The sequence below is a fragment of the Stutzerimonas stutzeri genome, assembly GCF_000935215.1.
Lineage (GTDB): Bacteria > Pseudomonadota > Gammaproteobacteria > Pseudomonadales > Pseudomonadaceae > Stutzerimonas.
The window spans coordinates 13,393-34,252 of record NZ_JXXD01000024.1 but is presented as its reverse complement, the minus strand read 5'-3'; the positions used below and the strand labels follow the sequence as shown (position 1 = coordinate 34,252).

Genomic DNA, 20,860 nt, shown 5'->3' with positions numbered 1-20,860 from the left:
CGCCACGACGAGCGGCCGCAAAGGCGTCGGCGCTGCCGGTGGTTCGTCACTGCGCTCTGCCGCTGCCTGACTTCCGTTCGGCATCCTGGCGAAACTTTCCAGGCGAGCGCCAGCCGTACCTACAGAACCCATTTCAGGACTGGAGTACGTATGGCTTACCCGAAAATTCCCGCTCAGCAGCAGGACCGCCTACCCGGTCGCGAAACCGAAATGCACCCGCAGGCCGAGTTCATCCGCGACAGCTACAAGGGCAGTGGCAAGCTGGCCGGAAAGGTCGCGCTGATCAGTGGCGGCGACAGCGGCATCGGTCGCGCGGCAGCGGTGCACTTCGCCCGTGAAGGTGCGGACGTCGCGATCATGTATCTCGACGAACACGAGGACGCCGAAAACGCCCAGCGGATGGTGGAGGCCGAAGGCCAGCGCTGCCTGTTGATCGCTGGCGACATCCGCGACAGCCGCCACTGCAACGATGCCGTCGAACAAACCGTGAAGGCCTTCGGCCGGCTGGACGTGCTGGTCAACAATGCCGGCCGCCAGGAGGTGCAGACCCGCCTCGAGGACATCACCGACGAGCAGTGGGAGAAGACCTTCGCCACCAACATCCACGGCTACTTCTATCTCACCCGTGCCGCCCTGCCCCATCTGCAGGCCGGCGCCTCGATCATCAACACCACCTCGATCAACTCCTTTATCGGTCACCCGCTACTGGTCGACTACACCTCGACCAAGGGCGCGATCGATGGCTTTACCCGTGCGCTGTCACAGCAGTTGATCGAGCGCGAGATCCGCGTCAACCAGATCGCGCCAGGCCCGATCTGGACGCCGCTGCAGCCACCGTCGCTCGGCAAGCACGACCCGCAGATGCTCGAAGATTTCGGCAGCCAGATGCCCATGGGCCGCTGCGGCCAACCGTCCGAACTGGGTCCGGCTTATGTCTATCTGGCCTGCGACGACTCCTCTTACGTCAGCGGCCAGACCATTCACATCAATGGCGGCAAGGTGGTTAACGGCTAGCCGGCGGTGGAAAGCCCGGGCCGGCGCGGCTCCAGGCGAAGCATCGGGTAATGAGTCCGCACGGAACCATCGTGCGGCTCGCCGCGCCCAAGGATCAGTACCCATGCGTTGACCGCTATCGGTCCAGACGCCCGCCACCGCAGCCTCGCTGCATATGAAAGGTGAAGTCATGACCCAGATTCTAATTGCCGCTTTCGACCGCTATGCCGAAGCAGAGAAAGTGAAAGCCGAACTCGTGAGCGAGGGAGTGTCCAGCGACGACATCCAGATATCGGCATCCTTCAACAGCGACACCGTCGACAGCAGCCGTGTGGAAGTGGTCGGCGAAGAGCCAGGTGAAGACGCAACAGTGGCCGACAAGATCAGCAGTTTCTTTCACAAGGTCTTCGGCGACGAATCGAGCCAGCATGCCGGTCGTTACCCCGAAGCGGCCCGCCGCGGATCGACCATCGTCACCGTAACGCTGGAGGACGACAGCCGGGTTTCCGCAGTCGAGCGTGTCATGGAGCGCAACGGCGCCATCGATATCGACGAGCGCAGCGCCAACTGGGGCGACGACGATGCCACCCCGGTGACAGCCAGCACCGAGACGCTGACCACCGGCTACCCGGACGCCACCTCGATCAGCGTCGATGAGCGCGAACTGGACGGCAGCTCGACACCGGATCGCGGTGCGGATCTCGGCTCGATTCCCGGCCGCGCGGAAAACGAAAAGGCTGCCCGGCGCGACAACACCGCGGGTCGCGTACGCATCATCCCGCGCTAGGGCGACCAGGCGGTTTCGTCTGCCAGCAGCGCCTGCAGTGCCAGCGCATTGCTAACCGCAGCGCCGCTGGCGGTATTGTCGAAGATGCACCAGCACGGCACGCCGGACCGAGCAGAAGTCCGCAACTCGCCAGCCAGCCGCTCCAGCCATTCGGCCGAGTACGCAGAATGGTAGATGCGTGGCGAACCGTGCAGTCGGTAGTAGCGCATGCCCGACCAGCCGCCCGCCTGCTCTGCTCCTGCAATTGGCGAAGGATCCGCCGCCACCCGTGCGATACGCCAATGCTCGAGCAGCTCACCGGCGTCCAGCCAGCTCGCATGCCGCGGTTCGAGTACCAGCGCACCGTCGTAGCGTGCGCGCATGGCAGCGAAGAAGTCCTCCGCCGTTGAAGGATCGAAGGTCAGCGATGGCGGCAATTGCAGCAACAGGCAGCCGAGCTTTTCAGCCAGCTCGGTCGATTCGCCGAGAAAGCGCTCGAGCGCCTCGTCACACTCGCGCAAGCGCAGCTCATGGCTGATCTGCCTGGGCATCTTCACGCAAAAGCGGAAGTCCTCCGGCACGCTCGCCGCCCACTTGCGATAGGTGGCCGGACGATGCGGTCGGTAGAACGAGCTGTTGATCTCGACCACCGATAGCTCTCCGCTGTAGCGCTGCAGGTGCGTGCCTTGCTCAGCGAATGCCGGCCACGCCTCGCGCGGCAGGCTCCAGCCGGCACAGCCGATACCAATCATCTTGCGCACTTCCATCCCCAACACTCCTGCCCATCGTTCCGGCCCGATTACCGCGGTGTGCTTTAAACTTGCGCCCACCTGCCCCACGAAACCCGGTTGACTCATGAAGCAGCGCGCCGTCACACCTTTTCAGATATTCATCCTGTTGCTATCGGTCTACGTGATCGGTGCGCTGGTGGCCGATCTGGTGTTCGACCTGCCCGACGACGTATCGACTCTGCTCGGGTATCTGGACAACATCGTGTGCTTCTTTTTCTTCATCGATTTCTGGATGCGCCTGCAGGAAGCCGACGACAAGCTGCGCTTCATGCGCTGGGGCTGGATCGACTTGCTGGCCAGCGTACCGGCGGGCGGGTTGCAGGCGGCCAAGCTGTTTCGGGCCTTCCAGATTCTGCGGGTGCTGCGGGCGATCAAGTCGTTGCGGCTGATCTGGCGAATCCTGTTCCGCAACCGCGCCGAAGGCATCGTCGCCTCCGCCGCCACGGCAACCATGCTGCTGGTAGCGTTTGGCGCGCTGACCATGCTGCTGGTGGAAGCGCCGAACCCAGAGAGCTCGATCAACACGCCGGAAGAGGCACTGTGGTGGGCGTTCGTCACCGTGACCACGGTCGGCTACGGCGACTTCTATCCGGTCACCACTCTGGGCCGTATCGTCGCGGTGCTGCTGATGGTGTCCGGAGTCGGTCTGTTCGGTAGCTTCGCCGCCTACATCGGTTCGCTGTTCGTCGCCGACCGCAACGAGGAAGACAACCGCGACCAGCTGGCCGACCGCGAAACCCTGCAGCGACTACTGGTACAGGTGGAATGCCTGACTGAAGAAGTGCGCAGCCTGAAGCTGCAGCTGGGGGACGATCGCCGTGACGATGGCGATCCGGCAGAGCGAGGGGTTTGATTCGGAGCCCCTGCGTCAACAGACGCAAGGGCTACCGGCTGCGATCAGTTGGCGAAGTACGCCTGAGCGCGAGCCACTTCCGCTGGTGTCGGCTTGTACACGGTCCACTGATCACCCACGTTCTTCTTGTAGCGGACCTCGTTCTTCTCTACGTCGAACTCGTAGAACGGGTACACCTCGCGCAGGTTGTAGAACGCGGCAGGTTGCGAAGAAAAGGATGTCGGCGACCAGATAGCCGCTGTTGAATTTCAACGGGATCAGACCATACATAGGCTCCATTCCCGGCTTCTCGGCGCGGAAGCGGTACTGGCCGAAGCTGGTGGCCTTGTAGGTCTTGCTGACGGGGTTCTTCAGCACTAGCGGCGCGTCCTGGTTGATCTTGATTGCCAGGTCCGGATCGGTGGAGCGCAGCGAAGTGGTGGCGTTGCAGGCCGAAAGCAGTGTGGCAGCAACGGCTACGGCAAGAATGTGTTGGCGTTCATCTGTAATTCCCTGTTGTCCATCAAAAATCGACAGCTCTCATCCAGCCGGCTCGACCGGGCTGTTTGCCATCCATTGCGGCGCGCACTATAGGGCATCTATGAATAATGGCCAACCGCCACCCTTACGGACAATTTGCTTTCTTGATTGCAGTCAGGCGCGAGAGAAAAGCCAGCGCCGGCCTCTATAATCTCCGGCCGGCCATGCGCGCCGCCGAGCAAACGAGCGCAACGCGAGTCGTACAAAGAAGACTGATCAGCAAAGGTGTCGATCATGGCCAAGACCGGGGGCAAGCAGTTCAAATCCATCAGGCTCGAACGTCTGGCGCGCTTCCTCGACTGGGCAACGGCGCGATATCCGGAATTCACCGCGAAGAAGCATCACCAGGAAAAGTGGTTCACCCCGTACGTCGGCTATCCCATCGTCGGATTGGCTCGCACGGCCAAAGCGTTCTGGTTGGGGCTGCATGGGCAGGCGGTGGATGAACTGCTGGCGGCACCTGCTGCAGACGAGTTGCTCGATCGGGTCGTCAGTCGTGATCTCGGCGAGATCCATTGCAGCGTGGATGTGTTCGGCAGCGAGAAGACCTTCAGCCTGGGCTCGCCGGTCCATCTGCTGGAGCCGGACTGGGCGCTGCGTCTGGACGATAGCCCGCGGCGCGACGATTTCGCCGACAACCTGAAACAGGCCGTACAGCGTTATGTGCGCAATCGGCTGCAGGTGCTCGAACGGCCCTTCGCCGAAATGGACGAGGACGAGCGGCAGCGGTGCCTGGCGCGCATCCGCCCGGAACTGCCACGGGTTGATGAATTTCTGCCGCATGCCATCGCCACCCTCAACGAGATTCACCATGAGCTGCGCTACGTGGTGGCCTTGCAGCGCGGCAATCTCACCCTCGAATTGCCGCGGCGGGTTCCTTCCGGCCAGGATCATCTGCTCAGCGTGGCGGAAGTCGAGACGTGGAAGCGCCAGGATCGCGACGAGCTGCAGGCCACCTTCGAGCGCATGCTAGAGCTCGCCGGCGATTTCGACCTGCAACTGCTCGGGCACAAGCGTCTTACCGAGCTCATCGCTCTGGAACCCGGCCGCATGCGCAAGGCGATTCGCGCAGCCCGCCGCGAGCACGAGGAAAAAATGGCGTTTGCCGTGCTGCTGGAGAACAACCCGCGCTTCGTCCACTACCACAAGCTCTACCCGGCCCGGCGCCTGACGCGACGCTGGACCGCCCTGCTCGGCCCGACCAACAGCGGCAAGACCCATCGCTCTATCGAGGCGATGGCGGCGGCCGAACACGGCATCTATCTGTCGCCGCTGCGCCTGATGGCGCTGGAAAACCAGGAGCGCATTGAGGCGATGGGCGTGCCCTGCTCACTTGTCACCGGCGAGGAAGAAATCATCCGCGAAGGCGCCACACACTTCTGCTGCACCGTGGAGGAGTTCGCGCGTTTCCGCCATCAGCATTGGGATGTGGTGGTGGTCGACGAGGTACAGATGATGGCCGACTCGCAACGTGGCTGGGCCTGGGTCGATGCACTGGTCAGCGCTCATACGCCGCAACTGATGATGACCGGGCCAGCGCTGATCGAACCCTCGTTGCGCACGCTTTGCGATCTGTGCAAGGACAAGCTGGTGGTGCAGCGCACCAAGCGCCTGTCCCCGGTTGAAGTCGCCCGCCACGCCACGACGCTGGAACGCCTGGAACCCGGCTCGCTGCTGGTGGCATTCAGCCGCAAGCTGGTGCTGGAGCTCAAGGGCATGCTCGAAAGCGCCGGCAAGAGCGTCTCGGTAGTCTACGGTGCGCTCTCGCCCGAGGTCCGACGCGAGCAGGCCCGGCGCTTCCGCGAGGGCGAGGCGGACATCATGGTCGCTACCGATGCGGTCGGTATGGGCCTCAACCTGCCGGCGCACACGCTGTGTTTCTATACCGATGAGAAATTCGACGGCATCCAGAATCGCCAGCTCAAGGTGCAGGAGGTCAAGCAGATCGGCGGCCGCGCCGGGCGCTTCGGTCACCACGACAGCGGCGAGATCACTGCGCTGGACCCGCAGACGCTCAAGTCCATCCGCCGCCTGTTCAACAGTCCGGACGCGCCGGTGGACCTGAGTCAGTTCCAGGTGCGCCCATCCATCGATCACCTGTCCGCCATTTCCGAACTGATGGGCGAGCCAAGCCTGCTGCGGTCCTGGCTGACCTTCAACCGCAACATAAACTACGGCGAGGCATTTATCTCGGTGCTGCCGGACGAACTGGCCGAATGGATCGAGCTGATAGACGACCCGAAGATTCCGCTCTGGCTGCGCTGGACGTTCGCCTGCACGCCGATCCGCGGCGGCTTCGGCAGCCCGGCCAGTCAGCATGCCCAACGCTGGATCAAGCGAGTCGCCGAAGGCCACGCCATTCCGATGCCCAAGCTGCTGCTCGGCAGCGACCTGTCCAGCCTGGAAAGTACCCTGCATGTGGTGGAAACCTACCTGCATCTGGCCCGCAGCCTGCCCGAGCATTTTCCCGAGCACGACGACGGTGAAGACGCGCGCAAGCTGCTCAACGACGCCATCACCCGTGAACTGTCACGCCAGCGCAAACCGCGGGCTGCACGACGCGGCGGCGGCCGCAAGGCCGGTCGACGACGCTGAGAATATCCACTAACCACGATCCAGCCAGGCCGGCCGCTCTATAATCGCCGCTTTGCTGCCGAGCGCGAGCCTGCCATGCCGATCAAGTACGCCCGTCGTCTGACCGATCGCCGACGGTCCGCCCATAGCAATCGTCAGCTCGGCCTGTGCCTCGCGTTTGTCGCGGGTGCCGCCAATGCCGGCGGGTTCATCGCCGTCCAGCAGTACACCTCGCACATGACCGGTATCGTTTCGGCAATGGCCGACAACCTGGCCCTCGGTGCCGCCGATCTGGCGCTGGCAGGCTTCGGTGCATTGCTCTCGTTCGTTCTTGGCGCAATGTGCTCGACGCTGATGATCAATTTCTCGCGGCGTCGCCGCCTGCATAGCCAGTACGCGCTACCGCTGGCGCTGGAAGCCGGACTGTTGCTGCTATTCGGTATCCTCGGCGCACGGCTGATGACGATTCCGGGTTTCTTCGTGCCGCTGACCGTGGTCCTGCTGTGCTTCATCATGGGCCTGCAGAACGCGATCATCACCAAACTCTCCAATGCCGAAGTGCGCACCACCCATATCACCGGCATGGTGACCGACATCGGCATCGAGCTGGGCAGGCTAATCTACTTCAACCGCAATCGTCATGACGACATGCCACCGGTTCGGGCCAACCGACAGCGCCTGCGTATCAACCTGCTGATGGTGATGAGCTTCTTCGTCGGCGGATTGAGCGGCGCAGCCGGCTTCAAGCATTTCGGCTTCATCGCCACGGTCCCGCTGGCCGCCTTGCTGCTGGCACTGGCTCTGGTGCCGATGGCTGACGATCTGCTGCTCGGCTGGCGCCTCTGGCGGCGTCGGCGCTAAGGCACCGACGGGTTCCAACGCCCTCCCGGTTGGCAAGGCTTCATCGGTCACGGCGAAGACTCGCGACCGTGGCGACAGCAAGCACCATCGTTTGTTCCCGCAGCGCGCCCGTAAAATGTTCGAATTTTTACTTTGACAGCTGCATTCTTTGCCTCTAAGTTTTCGTTTCCGAACAATTCCGAACGACCGCAGTGCTCGGAATAAAACAAAAACAACGAACGAGGCTCCGCGCATGAGTACGCCCATCGTCCCGACGCTCAAGGGACAATGCATCGCCGAATTTCTCGGCACTGCCCTTCTCATCTTTTTCGGTACCGGCTGCGTCGCAGCACTCAAGCTCGGCGGTGCCGACCTGGGGTTGTGGGAAATCAGCATCATCTGGGGCATCGGCGTTTCGATGGCGGTGTACCTTGCCGCCGGCGTCTCCGGTGCCCACCTGAACCCGGCCGTCACCATTGCATTGTGGCTGTTCGGCACATTCGAGCGGCACCGCGTTCCGGCCTACATCCTGGCGCAGGTGGCCGGCGCCTTCTGTTCTGCGGCGCTGGTCTACGGGCTGTACAGCAGTCTGTTTTTCGATTTCGAACAGGCCCAGCAGATGGTTCGCGGCAGTGTCGAGAGCCTTGAACTCGCGTCGATCTTTTCCACCTACCCCCACGCCTCGTTGTCGTTCGGCCAGGCGTTTCTGGTGGAGGTCGTCATCACCGCCATTCTGCTGGCGATGATCATGGCCATCACCGACGACGGCAACGGCTTGCCCAGCGGCCCGCTCGCACCTTTGCTGATCGGCCTGCTGATCGCCGTGATCGGCGGTGCAATGGGACCGCTGACCGGCTTCGCGATGAATCCCGCACGGGATTTCGGGCCTAAACTGATGACCTTCTTTGCCGGCTGGGGCGATGTGGCCTTCACTGGCGGGCGAGACATTCCGTATTTCCTGGTCCCGATCTTCGCCCCGATTCTCGGCGCCTGCCTCGGCGCTGCAGGTTACAAGGCACTCATCTGCCGGCACCTGCCAGGCGTTGGATCGGCCGCCTGCGATGCACCAAAACCCAAGGAAAAGGCCTCTGCCGAAATGGGCTCCGCCCAGCCCGATATCAGCAAAGTTCGCTAAGGAAACGACGCCATGAGCAATCAGAACAAGCAATTCATCGTCGCCCTCGACCAGGGCACCACCAGCTCCCGCGCTATCGTGCTGGACCGCAACGCCAACGTGGTGACCATCGCTCAGCGCGAATTCGCACAGATCTACCCGCAACCGAGCTGGGTCGAGCACGACCCCATGGAAATCTGGGCGACCCAGAGCGGTGTGTTCGTCGAAGCCCTGGCCCAGGCCGGCATCACCAACGAGCAGGTGGCGGCCATCGGTATCACCAACCAGCGCGAGACCGCCATCGTCTGGGACAAGATCACCGGCCGGCCGATCTACAACGCCATCGTCTGGCAGAGCCGCCAGAGCACGCCGATCTGCGACCAGCTCAAGCGCGACGGCATGGAAGATCACATCCGCAAGACTACGGGCCTGGTGATCGACCCCTACTTCTCCGGTACCAAGATCAAGTGGATTCTCGACCACGTCGAGGGCAGCCGTGAGCGCGCCCGCCGCGGCGAACTGCTGTTCGGCACCGTCGATTGCTGGCTGATCTGGAAGATGACCCAGGGCAAGGCCCACGTCACCGACTACACCAACGCCTCACGGACCATGCTGTTCGACATCCACAAGCTGGACTGGGACCCAGTGATGCTGGAAACCCTGGATATCCCACGCGAGATGCTGCCGGATGTGCGCTCGTCCTCCGAGGTTTATGGTCACGCCTACCTTGGCTCGGGCCAGAGCACCGGCATCCCCATCGCCGGTATCGCCGGGGACCAGCAAGCCGCTCTGTTCGGCCAGATGTGCGTCGAGCCAGGCCAGGCGAAGAACACCTACGGTACCGGCTGTTTCCTGCTGATGAACACCGGCACCAAGGCGGTGCAATCCGAACATGGCCTGCTGACGACCATCGCCTGCGGACCGCGTGGCGAAGTGAACTACGCACTGGAAGGCGCCATCTTCAATGGTGGCTCCACCGTGCAGTGGCTGCGTGACGAGCTGAAGGTGCTCAACGAGTCGCTGGATTCGGAATACTTCGCCACCAAGGTGCCGGACAGCAACGGCATTTACCTGGTGCCGGCGTTCACCGGCCTTGGCGCGCCCTATTGGGACCCGCGTGCCCGTGGCGCACTGTTTGGCCTGACCCGCGGGGTCAAGGTTGATCACCTGATCCGAGCAGCATTGGAATCCATCGCTTACCAGACCCGCGACGTGCTCGATGCCATGCAGCAGGACGCCGGCGAGCGCCTGCGCGCCCTGCGCGTGGACGGCGGCGCGGTAGCCAACAACTTCCTCATGCAGTTCCAGGCCGATATGCTCGGTACTCAGGTTGAACGCCCGCAGATGAAGGAAACCACGGCGCTCGGCGCGGCCTACCTGGCCGGACTGGCGACCGGTTTCTGGAGCGACCTCGACGAGTTGCGCAGCAAGAGCAGCATCGAGCGGGTGTTCGAACCGGCGTGCGGAAGTGAACAGCGCGAAGCGCTCTATCGCGGCTGGCAGAAGGCGGTCGACCGTACGCGCAACTGGGCCGAAGACTGATCTGACGAACAACAGGCCTGCCTCTGGAGGTTTCGGAGGCAGGCCTGGCATGTGCGAATTCGAACAGGCAGCGCTTTAATCGAACGCCAGACTACGGCATGCTTCCCGCACAACAGCGAACAAGGAAGCCTCATGAGCCTGGCGCCCCGACAGCAGAACATTCTGGAACTCGTGCGCGAGCGCGGCTACGTGAGCATCGACGAGCTGGCACGGCACTTCGCCGTCACGCCGCAAACCATCCGCCGCGACATCAACCAGCTCGGCGACGCCGGCCTGCTGCGGCGCTACCACGGCGGCGCGGCCTACGATTCCAGCGTGCAGAACACCGCCTACAGCCAGCGCGCGCACCAGATGCGCGACGAGAAACTGCGTATCGCTGCCGCCATGGCCGCGCGCATCCCCGACCAGGCTTCGCTGTTCATCAATATCGGCACCACCACCGAGGCGATCGCCCGCGCCCTGCTCAACCACCGTGACCTGAAGATCATCACCAATGATCTGCACGTGGCGAGCATTCTCAGCACCAAGGAAGACTTCGATGTGCTGATCGCCGGCGGCAACGTGCGCAGCGACGGCGGCGTGGTGGGCCAGGCCACCGCCGATTTCATCAGCCAGTTCAAGGTCGATTTCGCCCTGATCGGCATCAGCGGCATCGACGAGGACGGCACCCTGCTCGACTTCGATTATCAGGAAGTGCGCGTCTCCCAGGCGATCATCCATAACTCGCGCAAGGTCTTCCTCGCCGCGGACTCCAGCAAATTCGGCCGCAGCGCCATGACGCGCCTGGGCTCGCTGGAACAGATCGACTGCCTGTTCACCGACTCGGCACCGTCGGAGGTGTTCGCCGAGCTGCTGGCCCGCCACAAAGTGCAGCTGGAAATCGCCGAGTAGGCGGACCGCCTCCCTCGTGGTCAGCTTTCCACCCGGCGACGCTGAACCTGTAGCAGCGGTCTCGGCCGCGAATCGCAGCCAGCCAACAAACAGCCAACACGCAGCATCTACTGACTGAGCGCTCCCATAGTCCGCGGAGAGCGCTGCCTTACGACACGCCGCGCCGCGGCGTAGCCAGGTGCTCGAGGGCGTCGCCCCAGCATGGGCAACCACTACAAGATGCATGCGGATGCCGATATAAGCGGGCGCTCGGCTGTGCTCAACAGTGGATATCCCCATCTGTAGTTTTCGAATATTTTCCTTTTAATCTATTTCGAACATTTTTACTTTCATACGGATTCTTTTACGAATAGCATGTTCAAAACCGAACATGATCTTTCGTTTTCGAGGAGAAGCCCGTGCCCCATTCCGCTCAGCCCGTCTCCGAGCTTTATGACGTCGCCGTAATCGGCGGCGGTATCAATGGTGTCGGCATTGCTGCCGATGCAGCTGGTCGCGGGCTATCGGTGTTCCTTTGTGAACGCGACGATCTCGCCAGCCATACGTCATCGGCCAGCAGCAAGCTCATCCATGGCGGGCTGCGCTATCTGGAGCACTACGAGTTCCGCCTCGTCCGCGAAGCGCTGGCCGAGCGCGAAGTGCTGCTCGCCAAGGCACCGCATATCGTCAAGCCGATGCGCTTCGTACTGCCTCACCGGCCGCACCTGCGTCCAGCCTGGATGATTCGCGCCGGCCTGTTCCTCTACGACAACCTGGGCATGCGCAAGAAGCTGCCGGCATCGCGGGGCTTGCGCTTTGGCAAGGAAAGCCCGCTGAAGCCGGCCATCACCCGTGGCTTCGAATACTCCGATTGCTGGGTCGACGATGCGCGGCTTGTGGTACTCAACGCCATGGCGGCGCGGGAGAAAGGTGCGCATATCCACACCCGCACCCAATGCCTGAGCGCCAAGCGTGCGGGTGGTATCTGGCATGTCGAACTGCAGCGCGAGGATGGCAGCCGCTTTTCCTTGCGCGCCAAGGCACTGGTCAATGCGGCCGGTCCCTGGGTCGCCCAGTTCATCGGCGAAAACCTGCAACAGCGCTCGCCGTACGGCATCCGCCTGATTCAGGGCAGCCACATCATCGTGCCCAAGCTGTATGAAGGTGAGCAGGCCTACATCATGCAGAACGAGGATCGGCGTATCGTCTTCGCCATTCCTTACCTGGATCGCTACACCATGATCGGCACCACCGACCGCGAATATCGCGGCGATCCGGCCAAGGTGCGCATCAGCGAGGAAGAAATCGCCTACGTACTGGGCGTGGCCAATACGCACTTTCGCAAGCAACTCGAACCCAGGGACATCGTGCATACCTTCGCCGGGGTCCGGCCGCTGTGCGACGACGAATCGGATAACCCCTCTGCCGTCACCCGCGACTACACCTTGTCGTTGGCGGCGGAAGAAAAGCAGGCACCGCTGCTTTCGGTGTTTGGCGGCAAGCTGACCACCTATCGCAAGCTCGCCGAGTCGGCGATGGCGCAGCTCAAGCCGTTCTTCCCGGCTATGGGTGAAAGCTGGACGGCGCTAGCGGCACTGCCTGGCGGTGAAGGCATGAGCACGGCCGATGCACTCACCGAAGAGCTGGTGGCCAAGGTACAGGGGCTGAAACTGCCGCTGGCCAAGCGCTGGGCAACCCTCTACGGCAATCGGGTATGGCGCATGCTAGGCGAAGCGCGCTCGCTCGATGCACTGGGCGAAGACCTCGGCCAGCAGCTGTATGCGCAGGAAGTCGACTACCTGCGGCGCGAAGAGTGGGCAACCCAGGTGGATGACATCCTCTGGCGCCGCACCAAACTCGGGCTGGCCTTCAGCGAGCCGGAAAAGGCTCGCCTGCAGCGTTATCTGACAGAGCGCCCGGTCAGCGAAACCACGCGCAGCAGCGACGCAGCCTGAGGCAGCCGCTCAGCCCTGCGCCGCGAGCTGCTGATTGATACGGGCGACGCTGGCGGCGATGCGTTGCTCGACATCCTGCATCTGCTCGTTCTGTTGCAGCAGCGGCACGCAGAGATTCAGTGCGGTGAGCACCAGCAGCTTATCGCCCGTGGCGTTGGGAAACTGCCGCTGGCTGTCGGCCAGATGCTGCTGCAGCAAGGCCGCCGCCTCCTGCAGGAGAGCGTCCTGGCTGGGCGGCGCGCGGAACGAGTATTCGCGGCCGAATACCCTGAGCACCTGAACGCCATCCGCCGTCATGCGGCGCTACTGCCAGCTGCACGCTCCACCAGCGCCTGCAGCCGCGCCAGGGTAGCGCCCTGCCTGTCTTCCTGCTCCAGCGCAGCCAGTTGCAGATTGTCATTTTCCTCACGCGCCTGCTGCAGCTGCTGCTCGAGCAAGACACAGTGCTCGCTCAGGTTCTGGTTGCGTTGCAGCAGATCGTTGATGACGTTTTCAAGTTGCGCAAGGGTGGTATCAAGCATGGAGCGTTTTCCGGGTCCGATGAAAAAGCGCGCGAGAGTACCCGAAAGGAAGGCCGCCGGGGGCCTTCATTAAGCCTTCAATGCCACGCGGTCCGGTCGCCAATGCCACCGGTTTGCGGTAGCCTCGGCAGCCTATTTGAAGAGGAGAGTCCCCATGGCACGCGCTACCGCCCGCCACATCCTGGTTTCCACCGAAGCCAAGTGCAACGAACTGAAAGCCGCTATCGAAGGCGGTGCCGACTTCGCCGAGGTCGCCAAGGAAAACTCCAGCTGCCCTTCCAGCCGTCAGGGCGGCGACCTGGGTTCATTCGGCCCGGGTCAGATGGTCAAGGAATTCGACACCGTCGTATTCAGCGCCCCGCTCAATCAGGTGCAAGGCCCGGTGAAGACCCAGTTCGGCTATCACCTGCTGGAAGTGACCAGCCGTCAGGACTGATTACCCCCAGTCCCCGCCCCTCATGGGCGGGGATGCCCTAGCGCCGGACAGGCGCCCTCCGCCAGCATTCCCCTCCCCCGATTCACGCCGACCTGATCACGCCTCGAGACGGAAACGCCCGGTCAGTGCCTTGAGGCCTTTCATGCTCTGCATGATGGTATTGCCCGACGCAGCCGTGTCGTGGGTAACCCCGGCAGCCTGATCGGCGACCTGAGCGATGCGCGTCAGCGACTGGTTCATGTCCTCGGCCACCTGCGACTGCTCCTCGGCCGCCGTGGCGATCTGATTGGTCATGCCGCGGATGGTCTGCACCGCGCCGACGATCTGCCCCAGCGCATGCTGCGCCGCTTCGATCTGGGTGAGCGTCACCGAGCTGCTCTGACGCGACGCATCCATGGCCGTACCCGCGCGGGTGGCCTGGCTCTGCAAGCGCTCGACCAGCACGCTTACCTCCTTGGCCGAGCTCTGCGTGCGGCTGGCCAGGCTACGGACTTCGTCGGCAACCACCGCAAAACCGCGGCCCTGCTCGCCAGCACGCGCCGCCTCGATGGCCGCATTCAGCGCCAGCAGGTTGGTCTGTTCGGCGATCCCGCTGATCACGTTCAGCACCTTGCCGATCTCGTGACTGTCCTGCACCAGCTGCTGCATCACATCGGACAGGCTGTCGACATGACCGCTCAAGGTGCGGATGGCGCCGACCGACTCATTCATCACCGCGCTGCCAGAGTTGGTCTCCTGCTCAGCGACATCTGCGGCATTGGCGGCCTCGACCGTGCTGCGCGCGACTTCCTGGGAGGTGGCGAGCATTTCGTTCATGGCGGTGGCGACCTGATCGATCTCGGCTTGCTGCCCCTCGACGTTGCGCGCGCTGTCCCCGGCCAGATTCGCCATGCGCACGCATTGGCCATCGGCTTCGTCAGCGGCCAGACGCACACCGCGGATCATCTCTCCAACCTGCCCCAGCAGGCGGTTGTACGCCAGGGTGATCATGCCCATCTCGTCATCGGCGTGCCGCACCTGCAGCGGCGCGGAAAAGTCGCCCTGGCTGACCCGCTCCAGACGCCCCCGCAGCTCGTCGATCTGCAGCATCAGCCAGTTCATCCCAGCGATCCGTCCCAGCACGACCATCAGCAGGATGCACAGGGTCGAACCCAGGGCGACCCAGAGCTGCTGCGACGCGCTGCGGTTGGCTTCAGCGGAAATCAGCAGCACCACTTCGTTGGAAGCGGCAAGGATGTCGTTTGAGTCGGTGGCAATGGCGTTCACGTCAGCGCTCTGACCTGCGGCCAGTGCCTGTACGGCGGGCCGATAACGCTGCCAGATCTGATCGACGCGCTGCAGGTGCGGTTGTGCACTGGTCAGCTCCACCGGTGCGATGCCCTGGGCGCGGTCGCCGTTGAGCAGCAGCCGATGCGACTGCTCGAAGCGTTGGATGGTCTTGTCGACGGCGGTCTTGTCACCGACGCCCTGCGCCGCCAGCAGCGCTTCCTTCATCATCTTCTGGCTGAGCATGCGCTGGGCTCCGGCCATGTCGATCTGGCTGGCGTCCTTGGCGGACATGAACAGCACAGCAGCGGTCAGGGCCGCACACAGGAAGATCAGGCTGTAGGAGAAGAAGAACTGATGGTTGATGGTGCGCAGACCCAGTCCGCGCAAAAGGGACTGAATGACGTTCGCCAAGGTGCTGGTCATGGGGGTATCCGCTACAGGGAGAGAAAGCGATGCCAGCGTCGAATGGCGTCGCAGCTAACACTGTTCTCGGCGGCGCCAGGGGCAACTTGATACCGTTTATCAACTATCTGCAAGCCTCGCCATTGCTGGCTTTGCGCGCCTTTTTTGGCGCTCACGCAACGCAGCCCCACGCACTGACGCAGATCAACGAAACGGCACTTGCGCACCTGTTTTTTTGGCTCGGTCACGACGCAACGTCTATGGTCAGGTAACGCGGGGCAACTCGCATAAAACACCGAACAAACGAGGGTCTGCGCATGTTTCACGTATCGCGCCGAGGCGAAAACCGCATCGATATCGACTTCTCCGGCAAATTGGACAGTCAGGCCATGCGCGCTGCGCTGGATGACCTGCTGTTCAAATCCGAAGGCATCAGCCATGGCCGCATGCTCTATCGCATCGGCGACTTCGACCTGCCTACGCTCGGCGCCGTCGGCGTGGAGCTGTCACGGCTTCCGCACCTGTTTCGCTTCATACGCCGTTTCGACCGCTGCGCGGTGGTCGCCGGCAAGGAATGGCTGCGCAAGGCCAGTGAGGTGGAAGGCGCGCTGATCCCCGGGCTGACCATCAAGGCCTTCGACCTGCACCAGGAAGCCGAAGCCAGCGCCTGGCTGGAGCACGGCTGAGGGGCCACGCCAGGCCGACAATTACCCGACCTGCGGGAGCGAATGGTCTGTCCTGGGCTGCTGTCGAATATGGACATCAACAGTCAGGAGAACGGACATGGGACTTTTCGATACGATCAAGGCCAAGCTCGGCCTGGGTGATGCTTCCAACGAGGCGCAACACAAGGCTGATGCACCACCAGCCGACGCTACCCGCTCGAGCGCCGAGGGCATCACGCTGGGAGAAAGGCCCACCGCCACCGACAACGCGACTATCGCGCCGCACCAGGACTTGAATCAGTCATCAGCCACGGCGAGTGGCGTGGATGTGGTGGCACAACTGGAATCCAAGGCGGCGGCACACCCGGAAGCGCTGAACTGGCGCACCTCGATCGTCGATCTGCTGAAGTTGCTCGGGCTGGACAGCAGCCTGGAAGCACGCCGGGAGCTTGCTACGGAACTAGGCTGCCCGCCGGCAGAGATGGCGGACTCGGCGCAGATGAACATGTGGCTGCACCGGACGGTGATGAAGAAGCTTGCCGAAAATGGCGGCAGGATTCCGCCGGAATTGCTGCACTAGATGTGTGAAGGGCCTTCCGAGGAAGGCCCTTGCTTACGGCTTATGAATTGCGGACCTGCTCGTCCGCGAGGAAATCTTCCTCCAAGAGCGCGTCACGCTCGGCCACCGCGCCATCGATCATCTGCGGCTGGGCTCCGGAGCGCTTGCTACGCAACTTGCCGAACTGGTGAGCGAGCGCATTGTTCAGCTTGTCCACCGCGCCGTCGATCGCCAACTCCAGCGATTCGGCCTTGTGGGTGACGGAGATCGGCTGCAGCCCCTTCGGTCGCGCTTCGATCTGGCAGCGCTTGTCATGGGCGCCGGCCTTGTCACCGTTTTCGTCGTTGAGGTGCACGACGACGCGCGTCAGCTCGTCGTCGAACCGGTCCAGCCTGCTTGCGACACTGGCACTGACCCAATCAGCCAGACGGGCACTGCCTTCGATGTGGTTATCGCTGTGAACCTGGATTTGCATAAGTCGTCCTTACTTCCGCTTATGAGCACCACCGTCTCCGGTGGCTTGGTGATAGCTATGCCACCGTTTCACTTATTAAGCAACGGGCAAAATGCCGCCGACGCAGTCCTGCCCGTCAGAACTTTTCGCTTTGCTATCCGAAACTTAGCCGGTTCGCCGGCGTTCCTGCCGCAAACGGTACAGATTCGTGCGCTGGCAACTGCGAAGCTAATTGTGTGTGCAGGAACGAAGAACCGCACGCTCACTCGGCGCGCTCAAGGCATGCGTCGGACGATGGACATCCGACGCATGAAAAGACGCTTCGAGCAGTGCTAGGCGGCCTTCTGGAACAGCTCGCGGCCGTGATCGAGATGCTGATCGACCAGCCACTTGCCATGGGCGATGGACAGTCGCTGGGCCTTTTCCAGCTCGTCCATGAACGCATGCTCGAGCGGTAGCGGCATACGGCGAGTCACGTGCCCGGCGGGATCGGTAATCCGGCAACCGCCAGCCCAGGGTGTCGGGGTGCCGGGATATTCAATCACCTCGGCGGTGATGAGGTGGTCGCGGTGGGTGCATTGCATCATGGTCATGATCGTTACCTCGCTTCTATTCGGGCAGCCATCAGATCACGCAGGTTGGCTCAGGCTGATGGGCCGCCGATTGTTCCCCCCCTGATGAACAGGGCCGTTTCGCCGGCCCCAGCGCGTCAGAACGGTATAGCACAGGCTGCCCGACTCGGGCCTGGCAGTGCACGGTTGACTGACGAACGCACAACGCCTCAGCCATCCAGCGAAGGGCCGATCAGCTCGGCCAGCTGTCGATACACGCCGGGCGCCGCCACCAGATAGGGGTTACCCCTGAGCAGCCCATCGTTGCGGAAGAAATCGTTGCGCAGCCCGCCCGCCTCGGCCACCAGCACCAGCCCGGCCAGGCAATCCCAGCTCTTGAGTTCGGTCTCGTAGTAACCGATCAGTCGCCCTGCGGCGACGTAAGCCGTCATCAGCGCGCCGGAGCCATTGCGGATGAACATGCCGCCTTCGGCCAGCAGCTTTTCCAGAAACGGAATGAAATGCTCCTTGCCGCGCGGATGAAAGGTGCCCGCGCCGGTCAGGCCATCACGCACATGGCTGGCGGCGCTGGCCGTGATGGGCGTCTCGTTGACATAGGCGCCGCGGCCGAGACAGCCATGGAAGAGTTCGTCATGGTTGGGGTCGGCGATCGCGCCGATGTGGGGTTCCCCGTCGATCAGCAGCCCGATGGAAACGCACCAGTTGTGCAGACCGTTGACGAAACAGGCGGTGCCGTCGATGGGATCGATCACCCACACGCAGCGGGCCTTGAGGTCGGCCGAGCCGCTTTCCTCGCCAAGAAAGCCGTCCTGCGGGAAGCGCTCGGCCAGGCGTGCGCGAATGAAGTCTTCGATGTTTTTGTCGGCGATGCTGACCACATCCTGCCGGTCGTTGCCCTTGTGCTCGACATCCAGCGTCTCGCGTTGCCGATAGAAATCCATGCCCAGCTGCGCGGCTTCCAGCGCGAGGCTCTTGGCACAGGCGTAGCGGGCATCGATATCGAGGTCTTGCTGGGTCGACTCGCTCATGGTCGGTTCCTGAAACAAAAGCGGCATTCTAGTGGACTGTTTGGTGAGTTGGTTGAGGCAAGTTCGGATGATCAGGGCTCCCTGCGACGAGTCATAGCGGGGCTATGGCAAGGAGCAGCAACGCTGTATCGGGGCCATGGGCGCCGAAATTGACCAACTGAACTTGCCAAACAGGCCACTCGACATGCACCTGTTGCAGCACGAGCGATGCCGGGAATCGACTGGGCAAGACGATGAATGACATGGGTCCACCCAGGGCGCCCAAAAGCCCAATTTCCCCACGCCACTCGCCGGAACGCCCCGTTCAATACGGACGCGACGAATCGATACACGTGCGGTCCTAATCTGCGAGCCACGGCTCATCATTCACGCAGACAGGAGATCCCCATGGGCTTGTTCAACTCGATACTGGAAAAGATCGGCCTCGGCCAGGCACATGCCGCACCCGACAGCACAGCGCCCACCACACCACCTGAGGCCTCCACAGGCGGTGCCGGCGCCCCCACGGGCCCTGCAGTGGACCAGGTGGACGTCGCGGCCAAGCTCGACGGCATGGCGCAGAATCACCCGGAGAAACTCAACTGGCGCACGTCCATCGTCGACCTGCTGAAGTTGCTCAGCCTGGACAGCAGCCTCACCGCGCGCAAGGAACTGGCTACCGAGCTGGGTTGCCCGGCTGACAAGATGGGGGATTCGGCGCAGATGAACATGTGGTTGCACAAGGCGGTGCTGAACAAACTGGCCGAGAATGGCGGCAACGTACCAGCCGATCTGCTGGACTGATCTGCCTCGAGGGGCGACAGGCGAGCTGCAGCGATTGCGGCAGCTCGCGCTGGTGATCAATGCTCGTGCATGCGCACATTCAGCTCGTCGACAATCGGCGCCCACTCCGCATCCTCGACCCACTCATCGCGCAGCAGCGCGCGCTGCGACTCGTTCCAGACCGGCGCATCGGCCAGCCGAACGTCTTCCGGCAGGTGCCCATGCTTGCCGATGAATGCATCGATACTCGCCGGGTCTGACGCCAGACCCAGCTGCTCGAACAGGGTACCGAGGTCTTTGTTGGGTAGTTCCATGATGTTCTCCTTAGACTCGTCAACAGGCTGAAAGGCGCGTCGCGCGTTCCGCTACTTGCCTATTCAGAGACTCTGCGGCTGACTACAGTTCCGCCTGGACCGATGAGGAACGACTGCATGGACATCCTGCTCTGCGGCAGCTTCGACGATAACGAGCGCGACGCCTGGCTCGCAGAGCTGCAGCGCGCCTTGCCGCAAGCCCGCTGGCACCTGTCCGCGACGGCGGAGAACGCTGGGCTGATCACCGCGGCGGTGGTCGCGAACCCACCCGCGGGATTGCTGCAAGGCTTGCCCAACCTGCGGCTGATCCAGTCGCTCTGGGCCGGCGTGGACCGCCTGCTCAGCGACCCGAGCCTGCCGGACGTGCCGGTGGCGCGCATGGTCGACCCGACCATGAGCGCGGCCATGGCCGAAACCGCGTTGTGGGCGACTCTCTCGCTGCATCGGGGTTTCTACGATTACGCCCGGCAGCAGCACGCCTGCGATTGGCGGCAACTGCCGCAGCGGCGGGCTGACGAAATCCAGGTGACGCTGCTGGGCATGGGCCAGATGGGCCGGACATGTGCCCAGCGCTTGGTCACCCAGGGCTACCGCGTGACTGGCTGGAAGCTTCGCAGCGGCGCTGCAGAGGGCGTCGCGCTTGAGCACGGCATGGATGCCCTCTGGCCTCTGCTGGCATGCAGCGACATCGTCATCAACCTGCTGCCACTGACGCCACAGACTGGCGATCTGCTGAACTGGCGTTTCTTCGAAGCTCTGCGCCCCGGCGCCGGGCTGGTCAACCTCGCACGGGGCGGGCACCTGGTCGAGGCTGATCTGCTGCAGGCGCTCGAATGTGGCCAGGTCGGCCATGCGGTGCTCGACGTGTTTCGCAGCGAGCCGCTGCCGGCAGAGCATCCGTTCTGGAAGCATCCACAGGTGACCGTGCTGCCCCACATCGCAGCCGCAACGGACATGCGCAGCGCGGCCTGGATCGTCGCCGTTAACCTGCAAGCGCTGCGTGACGGCGAACCGCTGCATGATCTGGTAGAGCGCAGCCGCGGCTACTGAGCGCGACTGCG

General features: G+C 63.0%; 24 protein-coding genes. 14 read left to right on the top strand and 10 right to left on the bottom strand.

Annotation, left to right across the window (positions count from 1 at the left end; translation table 11 throughout):
• Positions 1-150: 150 nt before the first annotated feature.
• Together LO50_RS03765 and LO50_RS03760 are read left to right on the top strand one after the other, a co-directional pair.
• Positions 151-1,014 (top strand): SDR family oxidoreductase, encoded by an 864-nt coding sequence (locus LO50_RS03765; protein WP_044314147.1) that lies wholly within the window; start codon positions 151-153, stop codon positions 1,012-1,014.
• Between the two features lie 169 nt (positions 1,015-1,183).
• Complete coding sequence (locus tag LO50_RS03760) at positions 1,184-1,780, top strand: hypothetical protein (RefSeq protein WP_044314146.1); 597 nt, start codon at positions 1,184-1,186, stop codon at positions 1,778-1,780.
• Here LO50_RS03760 and LO50_RS03755 read toward each other — a convergent pair.
• Positions 1,777-2,526 (bottom strand): DUF72 domain-containing protein, encoded by a 750-nt coding sequence (locus LO50_RS03755; protein ID WP_044314145.1) that lies wholly within the window; start codon positions 2,524-2,526, stop codon positions 1,777-1,779. The genes LO50_RS03760 and LO50_RS03755 overlap by 4 nt on opposite strands.
• Positions 2,527-2,614: 88 nt before the next feature.
• On the opposite strand from LO50_RS03755, the gene LO50_RS03750 reads away from it, so the two are divergent.
• On the top strand, positions 2,615-3,403 hold the full coding sequence (locus LO50_RS03750; RefSeq protein WP_044314144.1) for an ion transporter: 789 nt from the start codon (positions 2,615-2,617) through the stop codon (positions 3,401-3,403).
• A gap of 44 nt (positions 3,404-3,447) precedes the next feature.
• On the opposite strand, the gene LO50_RS25550 is transcribed toward LO50_RS03750, so the two are convergent.
• Positions 3,448-3,579 carry a hypothetical protein gene (locus tag LO50_RS25550; protein WP_269078967.1) on the bottom strand — a complete coding sequence of 44 codons (132 nt, stop codon included), beginning with the start codon at positions 3,577-3,579 and terminating at the stop codon, positions 3,448-3,450.
• A 577-nt stretch (positions 3,580-4,156) separates the two neighbouring features.
• On the opposite strand from LO50_RS25550, the gene LO50_RS03740 reads away from it, so the two are divergent.
• The 6 genes from LO50_RS03740 to glpD all read left to right on the top strand — a co-directional run bounded on the left by LO50_RS03740 (position 4,157) and on the right by glpD (position 12,817).
• A complete protein-coding gene (locus LO50_RS03740; RefSeq protein ID WP_044314143.1) occupies positions 4,157-6,517 on the top strand; it encodes an SUV3 family DEAD/DEAH box RNA helicase in 2,361 nt (786 codons plus the stop codon).
• Between the two features lie 75 nt (positions 6,518-6,592).
• Complete coding sequence (locus LO50_RS03735) at positions 6,593-7,357, top strand: YoaK family protein (protein WP_044314142.1); 765 nt, start codon at positions 6,593-6,595, stop codon at positions 7,355-7,357.
• A gap of 232 nt (positions 7,358-7,589) precedes the next feature.
• A complete protein-coding gene (locus LO50_RS03730) occupies positions 7,590-8,471 on the top strand; it encodes an MIP/aquaporin family protein (protein WP_044314141.1) in 882 nt (293 codons plus the stop codon).
• A 12-nt stretch (positions 8,472-8,483) separates the two neighbouring features.
• Entirely contained in the window at positions 8,484-9,992 is a 1,509-nt protein-coding gene (glpK, locus tag LO50_RS03725; protein ID WP_042928053.1) for a glycerol kinase GlpK, read from the top strand.
• 132 nt (positions 9,993-10,124) lie between these two features.
• Positions 10,125-10,883: a DeoR family transcriptional regulator gene (locus LO50_RS03720; RefSeq protein ID WP_014819955.1), complete on the top strand. Its 759-nt coding sequence runs from the start codon at positions 10,125-10,127 to the stop codon at positions 10,881-10,883.
• 398 nt (positions 10,884-11,281) lie between these two features.
• Positions 11,282-12,817: a glycerol-3-phosphate dehydrogenase gene (gene glpD / locus LO50_RS03715; protein ID WP_044314140.1), complete on the top strand. Its 1,536-nt coding sequence runs from the start codon at positions 11,282-11,284 to the stop codon at positions 12,815-12,817.
• Between the two features lie 9 nt (positions 12,818-12,826).
• Here the strand turns inward: glpD and LO50_RS03710 are convergent, their stop codons facing one another.
• Entirely contained in the window at positions 12,827-13,114 is a 288-nt protein-coding gene (locus LO50_RS03710) for a cell division protein ZapA (RefSeq protein ID WP_023443783.1), read from the bottom strand.
• A complete protein-coding gene (locus tag LO50_RS03705; RefSeq protein ID WP_044314139.1) occupies positions 13,111-13,338 on the bottom strand; it encodes a hypothetical protein in 228 nt (75 codons plus the stop codon). Before LO50_RS03705 ends, LO50_RS03710 begins: the two co-directional genes overlap by 4 nt.
• A gap of 154 nt (positions 13,339-13,492) precedes the next feature.
• Between LO50_RS03705 and LO50_RS03700 the strand changes: the two genes are divergently transcribed.
• Positions 13,493-13,774, top strand: a complete 282-nt coding sequence (locus tag LO50_RS03700; protein WP_014819951.1) for a peptidylprolyl isomerase — start codon at positions 13,493-13,495, stop codon at positions 13,772-13,774.
• Between the two features lie 96 nt (positions 13,775-13,870).
• On the opposite strand, the gene LO50_RS03695 is transcribed toward LO50_RS03700, so the two are convergent.
• A complete protein-coding gene (locus LO50_RS03695; RefSeq protein WP_044314138.1) occupies positions 13,871-15,466 on the bottom strand; it encodes a methyl-accepting chemotaxis protein in 1,596 nt (531 codons plus the stop codon).
• Positions 15,467-15,762: 296 nt separating this feature from the next.
• Here LO50_RS03695 and LO50_RS03685 point away from each other — a divergent pair, with 296 nt between their 5' ends.
• Together LO50_RS03685 and LO50_RS03680 are read left to right on the top strand one after the other, a co-directional pair.
• Complete coding sequence (locus LO50_RS03685; RefSeq protein ID WP_003299292.1) at positions 15,763-16,131, top strand: SpoIIAA family protein; 369 nt, start codon at positions 15,763-15,765, stop codon at positions 16,129-16,131.
• 97 nt (positions 16,132-16,228) lie between these two features.
• Positions 16,229-16,690, top strand: coding sequence for a DUF3597 domain-containing protein (locus LO50_RS03680; protein ID WP_044314136.1), 462 nt, complete (start codon positions 16,229-16,231; stop codon positions 16,688-16,690).
• 40 nt (positions 16,691-16,730) lie between these two features.
• Here the strand turns inward: LO50_RS03680 and LO50_RS03675 are convergent, their stop codons facing one another.
• The 4 genes from LO50_RS03675 to LO50_RS24890 form a co-directional block, all read right to left on the bottom strand.
• The gene (locus LO50_RS03675) at positions 16,731-17,144 is read right to left on the bottom strand and encodes an HPF/RaiA family ribosome-associated protein (protein WP_014819948.1); all 414 of its coding nucleotides are present in this window, start codon (positions 17,142-17,144) and stop codon (positions 16,731-16,733) included.
• A gap of 311 nt (positions 17,145-17,455) precedes the next feature.
• Positions 17,456-17,716: a hypothetical protein gene (locus LO50_RS03670; RefSeq protein WP_044314135.1), complete on the bottom strand. Its 261-nt coding sequence runs from the start codon at positions 17,714-17,716 to the stop codon at positions 17,456-17,458.
• 188 nt (positions 17,717-17,904) lie between these two features.
• Positions 17,905-18,723 carry an inositol monophosphatase family protein gene (locus LO50_RS03665; RefSeq protein ID WP_023443781.1) on the bottom strand — a complete coding sequence of 273 codons (819 nt, stop codon included), beginning with the start codon at positions 18,721-18,723 and terminating at the stop codon, positions 17,905-17,907.
• A 91-nt stretch (positions 18,724-18,814) separates the two neighbouring features.
• A complete protein-coding gene (locus tag LO50_RS24890; protein WP_156924008.1) occupies positions 18,815-18,967 on the bottom strand; it encodes a hypothetical protein in 153 nt (50 codons plus the stop codon).
• Positions 18,968-19,110: 143 nt separating this feature from the next.
• Here LO50_RS24890 and LO50_RS03660 point away from each other — a divergent pair, with 143 nt between their 5' ends.
• The gene (locus LO50_RS03660; protein ID WP_014819945.1) at positions 19,111-19,506 is read left to right on the top strand and encodes a DUF3597 domain-containing protein; all 396 of its coding nucleotides are present in this window, start codon (positions 19,111-19,113) and stop codon (positions 19,504-19,506) included.
• A 56-nt stretch (positions 19,507-19,562) separates the two neighbouring features.
• Here LO50_RS03660 and LO50_RS03655 read toward each other — a convergent pair whose 3' ends face one another.
• The gene (locus LO50_RS03655) at positions 19,563-19,799 is read right to left on the bottom strand and encodes a DUF2789 domain-containing protein (protein WP_014819944.1); all 237 of its coding nucleotides are present in this window, start codon (positions 19,797-19,799) and stop codon (positions 19,563-19,565) included.
• A 117-nt stretch (positions 19,800-19,916) separates the two neighbouring features.
• Between LO50_RS03655 and LO50_RS03650 the strand changes: the two genes are divergently transcribed.
• Entirely contained in the window at positions 19,917-20,849 is a 933-nt protein-coding gene (locus LO50_RS03650; RefSeq protein ID WP_044314134.1) for a 2-hydroxyacid dehydrogenase, read from the top strand.
• Positions 20,850-20,860 lie beyond the last annotated feature (11 nt).

Coding starts and splice junctions, on each gene's coding strand:
- LO50_RS03765 (WP_044314147.1), top strand. CDS start 151: ATGGCTTACCCGAAAATTCCCGCTCAGCAGCAGGACCGCCTACCCGGT.
- LO50_RS03760 (WP_044314146.1), top strand. CDS start 1,184: ATGACCCAGATTCTAATTGCCGCTTTCGACCGCTATGCCGAAGCAGAG.
- LO50_RS03755 (WP_044314145.1), bottom strand. CDS start 2,526: ATGGAAGTGCGCAAGATGATTGGTATCGGCTGTGCCGGCTGGAGCCTG.
- LO50_RS03750 (WP_044314144.1), top strand. CDS start 2,615: ATGAAGCAGCGCGCCGTCACACCTTTTCAGATATTCATCCTGTTGCTA.
- LO50_RS03740 (WP_044314143.1), top strand. CDS start 4,157: ATGGCCAAGACCGGGGGCAAGCAGTTCAAATCCATCAGGCTCGAACGT.
- LO50_RS03735 (WP_044314142.1), top strand. CDS start 6,593: ATGCCGATCAAGTACGCCCGTCGTCTGACCGATCGCCGACGGTCCGCC.
- LO50_RS03730 (WP_044314141.1), top strand. CDS start 7,590: ATGAGTACGCCCATCGTCCCGACGCTCAAGGGACAATGCATCGCCGAA.
- glpK (WP_042928053.1), top strand. CDS start 8,484: ATGAGCAATCAGAACAAGCAATTCATCGTCGCCCTCGACCAGGGCACC.
- LO50_RS03720 (WP_014819955.1), top strand. CDS start 10,125: ATGAGCCTGGCGCCCCGACAGCAGAACATTCTGGAACTCGTGCGCGAG.
- LO50_RS03710 (WP_023443783.1), bottom strand. CDS start 13,114: ATGACGGCGGATGGCGTTCAGGTGCTCAGGGTATTCGGCCGCGAATAC.
- LO50_RS03705 (WP_044314139.1), bottom strand. CDS start 13,338: ATGCTTGATACCACCCTTGCGCAACTTGAAAACGTCATCAACGATCTG.
- LO50_RS03700 (WP_014819951.1), top strand. CDS start 13,493: ATGGCACGCGCTACCGCCCGCCACATCCTGGTTTCCACCGAAGCCAAG.
- LO50_RS03695 (WP_044314138.1), bottom strand. CDS start 15,466: ATGACCAGCACCTTGGCGAACGTCATTCAGTCCCTTTTGCGCGGACTG.
- LO50_RS03685 (WP_003299292.1), top strand. CDS start 15,763: ATGTTTCACGTATCGCGCCGAGGCGAAAACCGCATCGATATCGACTTC.
- LO50_RS03680 (WP_044314136.1), top strand. CDS start 16,229: ATGGGACTTTTCGATACGATCAAGGCCAAGCTCGGCCTGGGTGATGCT.
- LO50_RS03675 (WP_014819948.1), bottom strand. CDS start 17,144: ATGCAAATCCAGGTTCACAGCGATAACCACATCGAAGGCAGTGCCCGT.
- LO50_RS03670 (WP_044314135.1), bottom strand. CDS start 17,716: ATGACCATGATGCAATGCACCCACCGCGACCACCTCATCACCGCCGAG.
- LO50_RS03665 (WP_023443781.1), bottom strand. CDS start 18,723: ATGAGCGAGTCGACCCAGCAAGACCTCGATATCGATGCCCGCTACGCC.
- LO50_RS24890 (WP_156924008.1), bottom strand. CDS start 18,967: ATGTCATTCATCGTCTTGCCCAGTCGATTCCCGGCATCGCTCGTGCTG.
- LO50_RS03660 (WP_014819945.1), top strand. CDS start 19,111: ATGGGCTTGTTCAACTCGATACTGGAAAAGATCGGCCTCGGCCAGGCA.
- LO50_RS03655 (WP_014819944.1), bottom strand. CDS start 19,799: ATGGAACTACCCAACAAAGACCTCGGTACCCTGTTCGAGCAGCTGGGT.
- LO50_RS03650 (WP_044314134.1), top strand. CDS start 19,917: ATGGACATCCTGCTCTGCGGCAGCTTCGACGATAACGAGCGCGACGCC.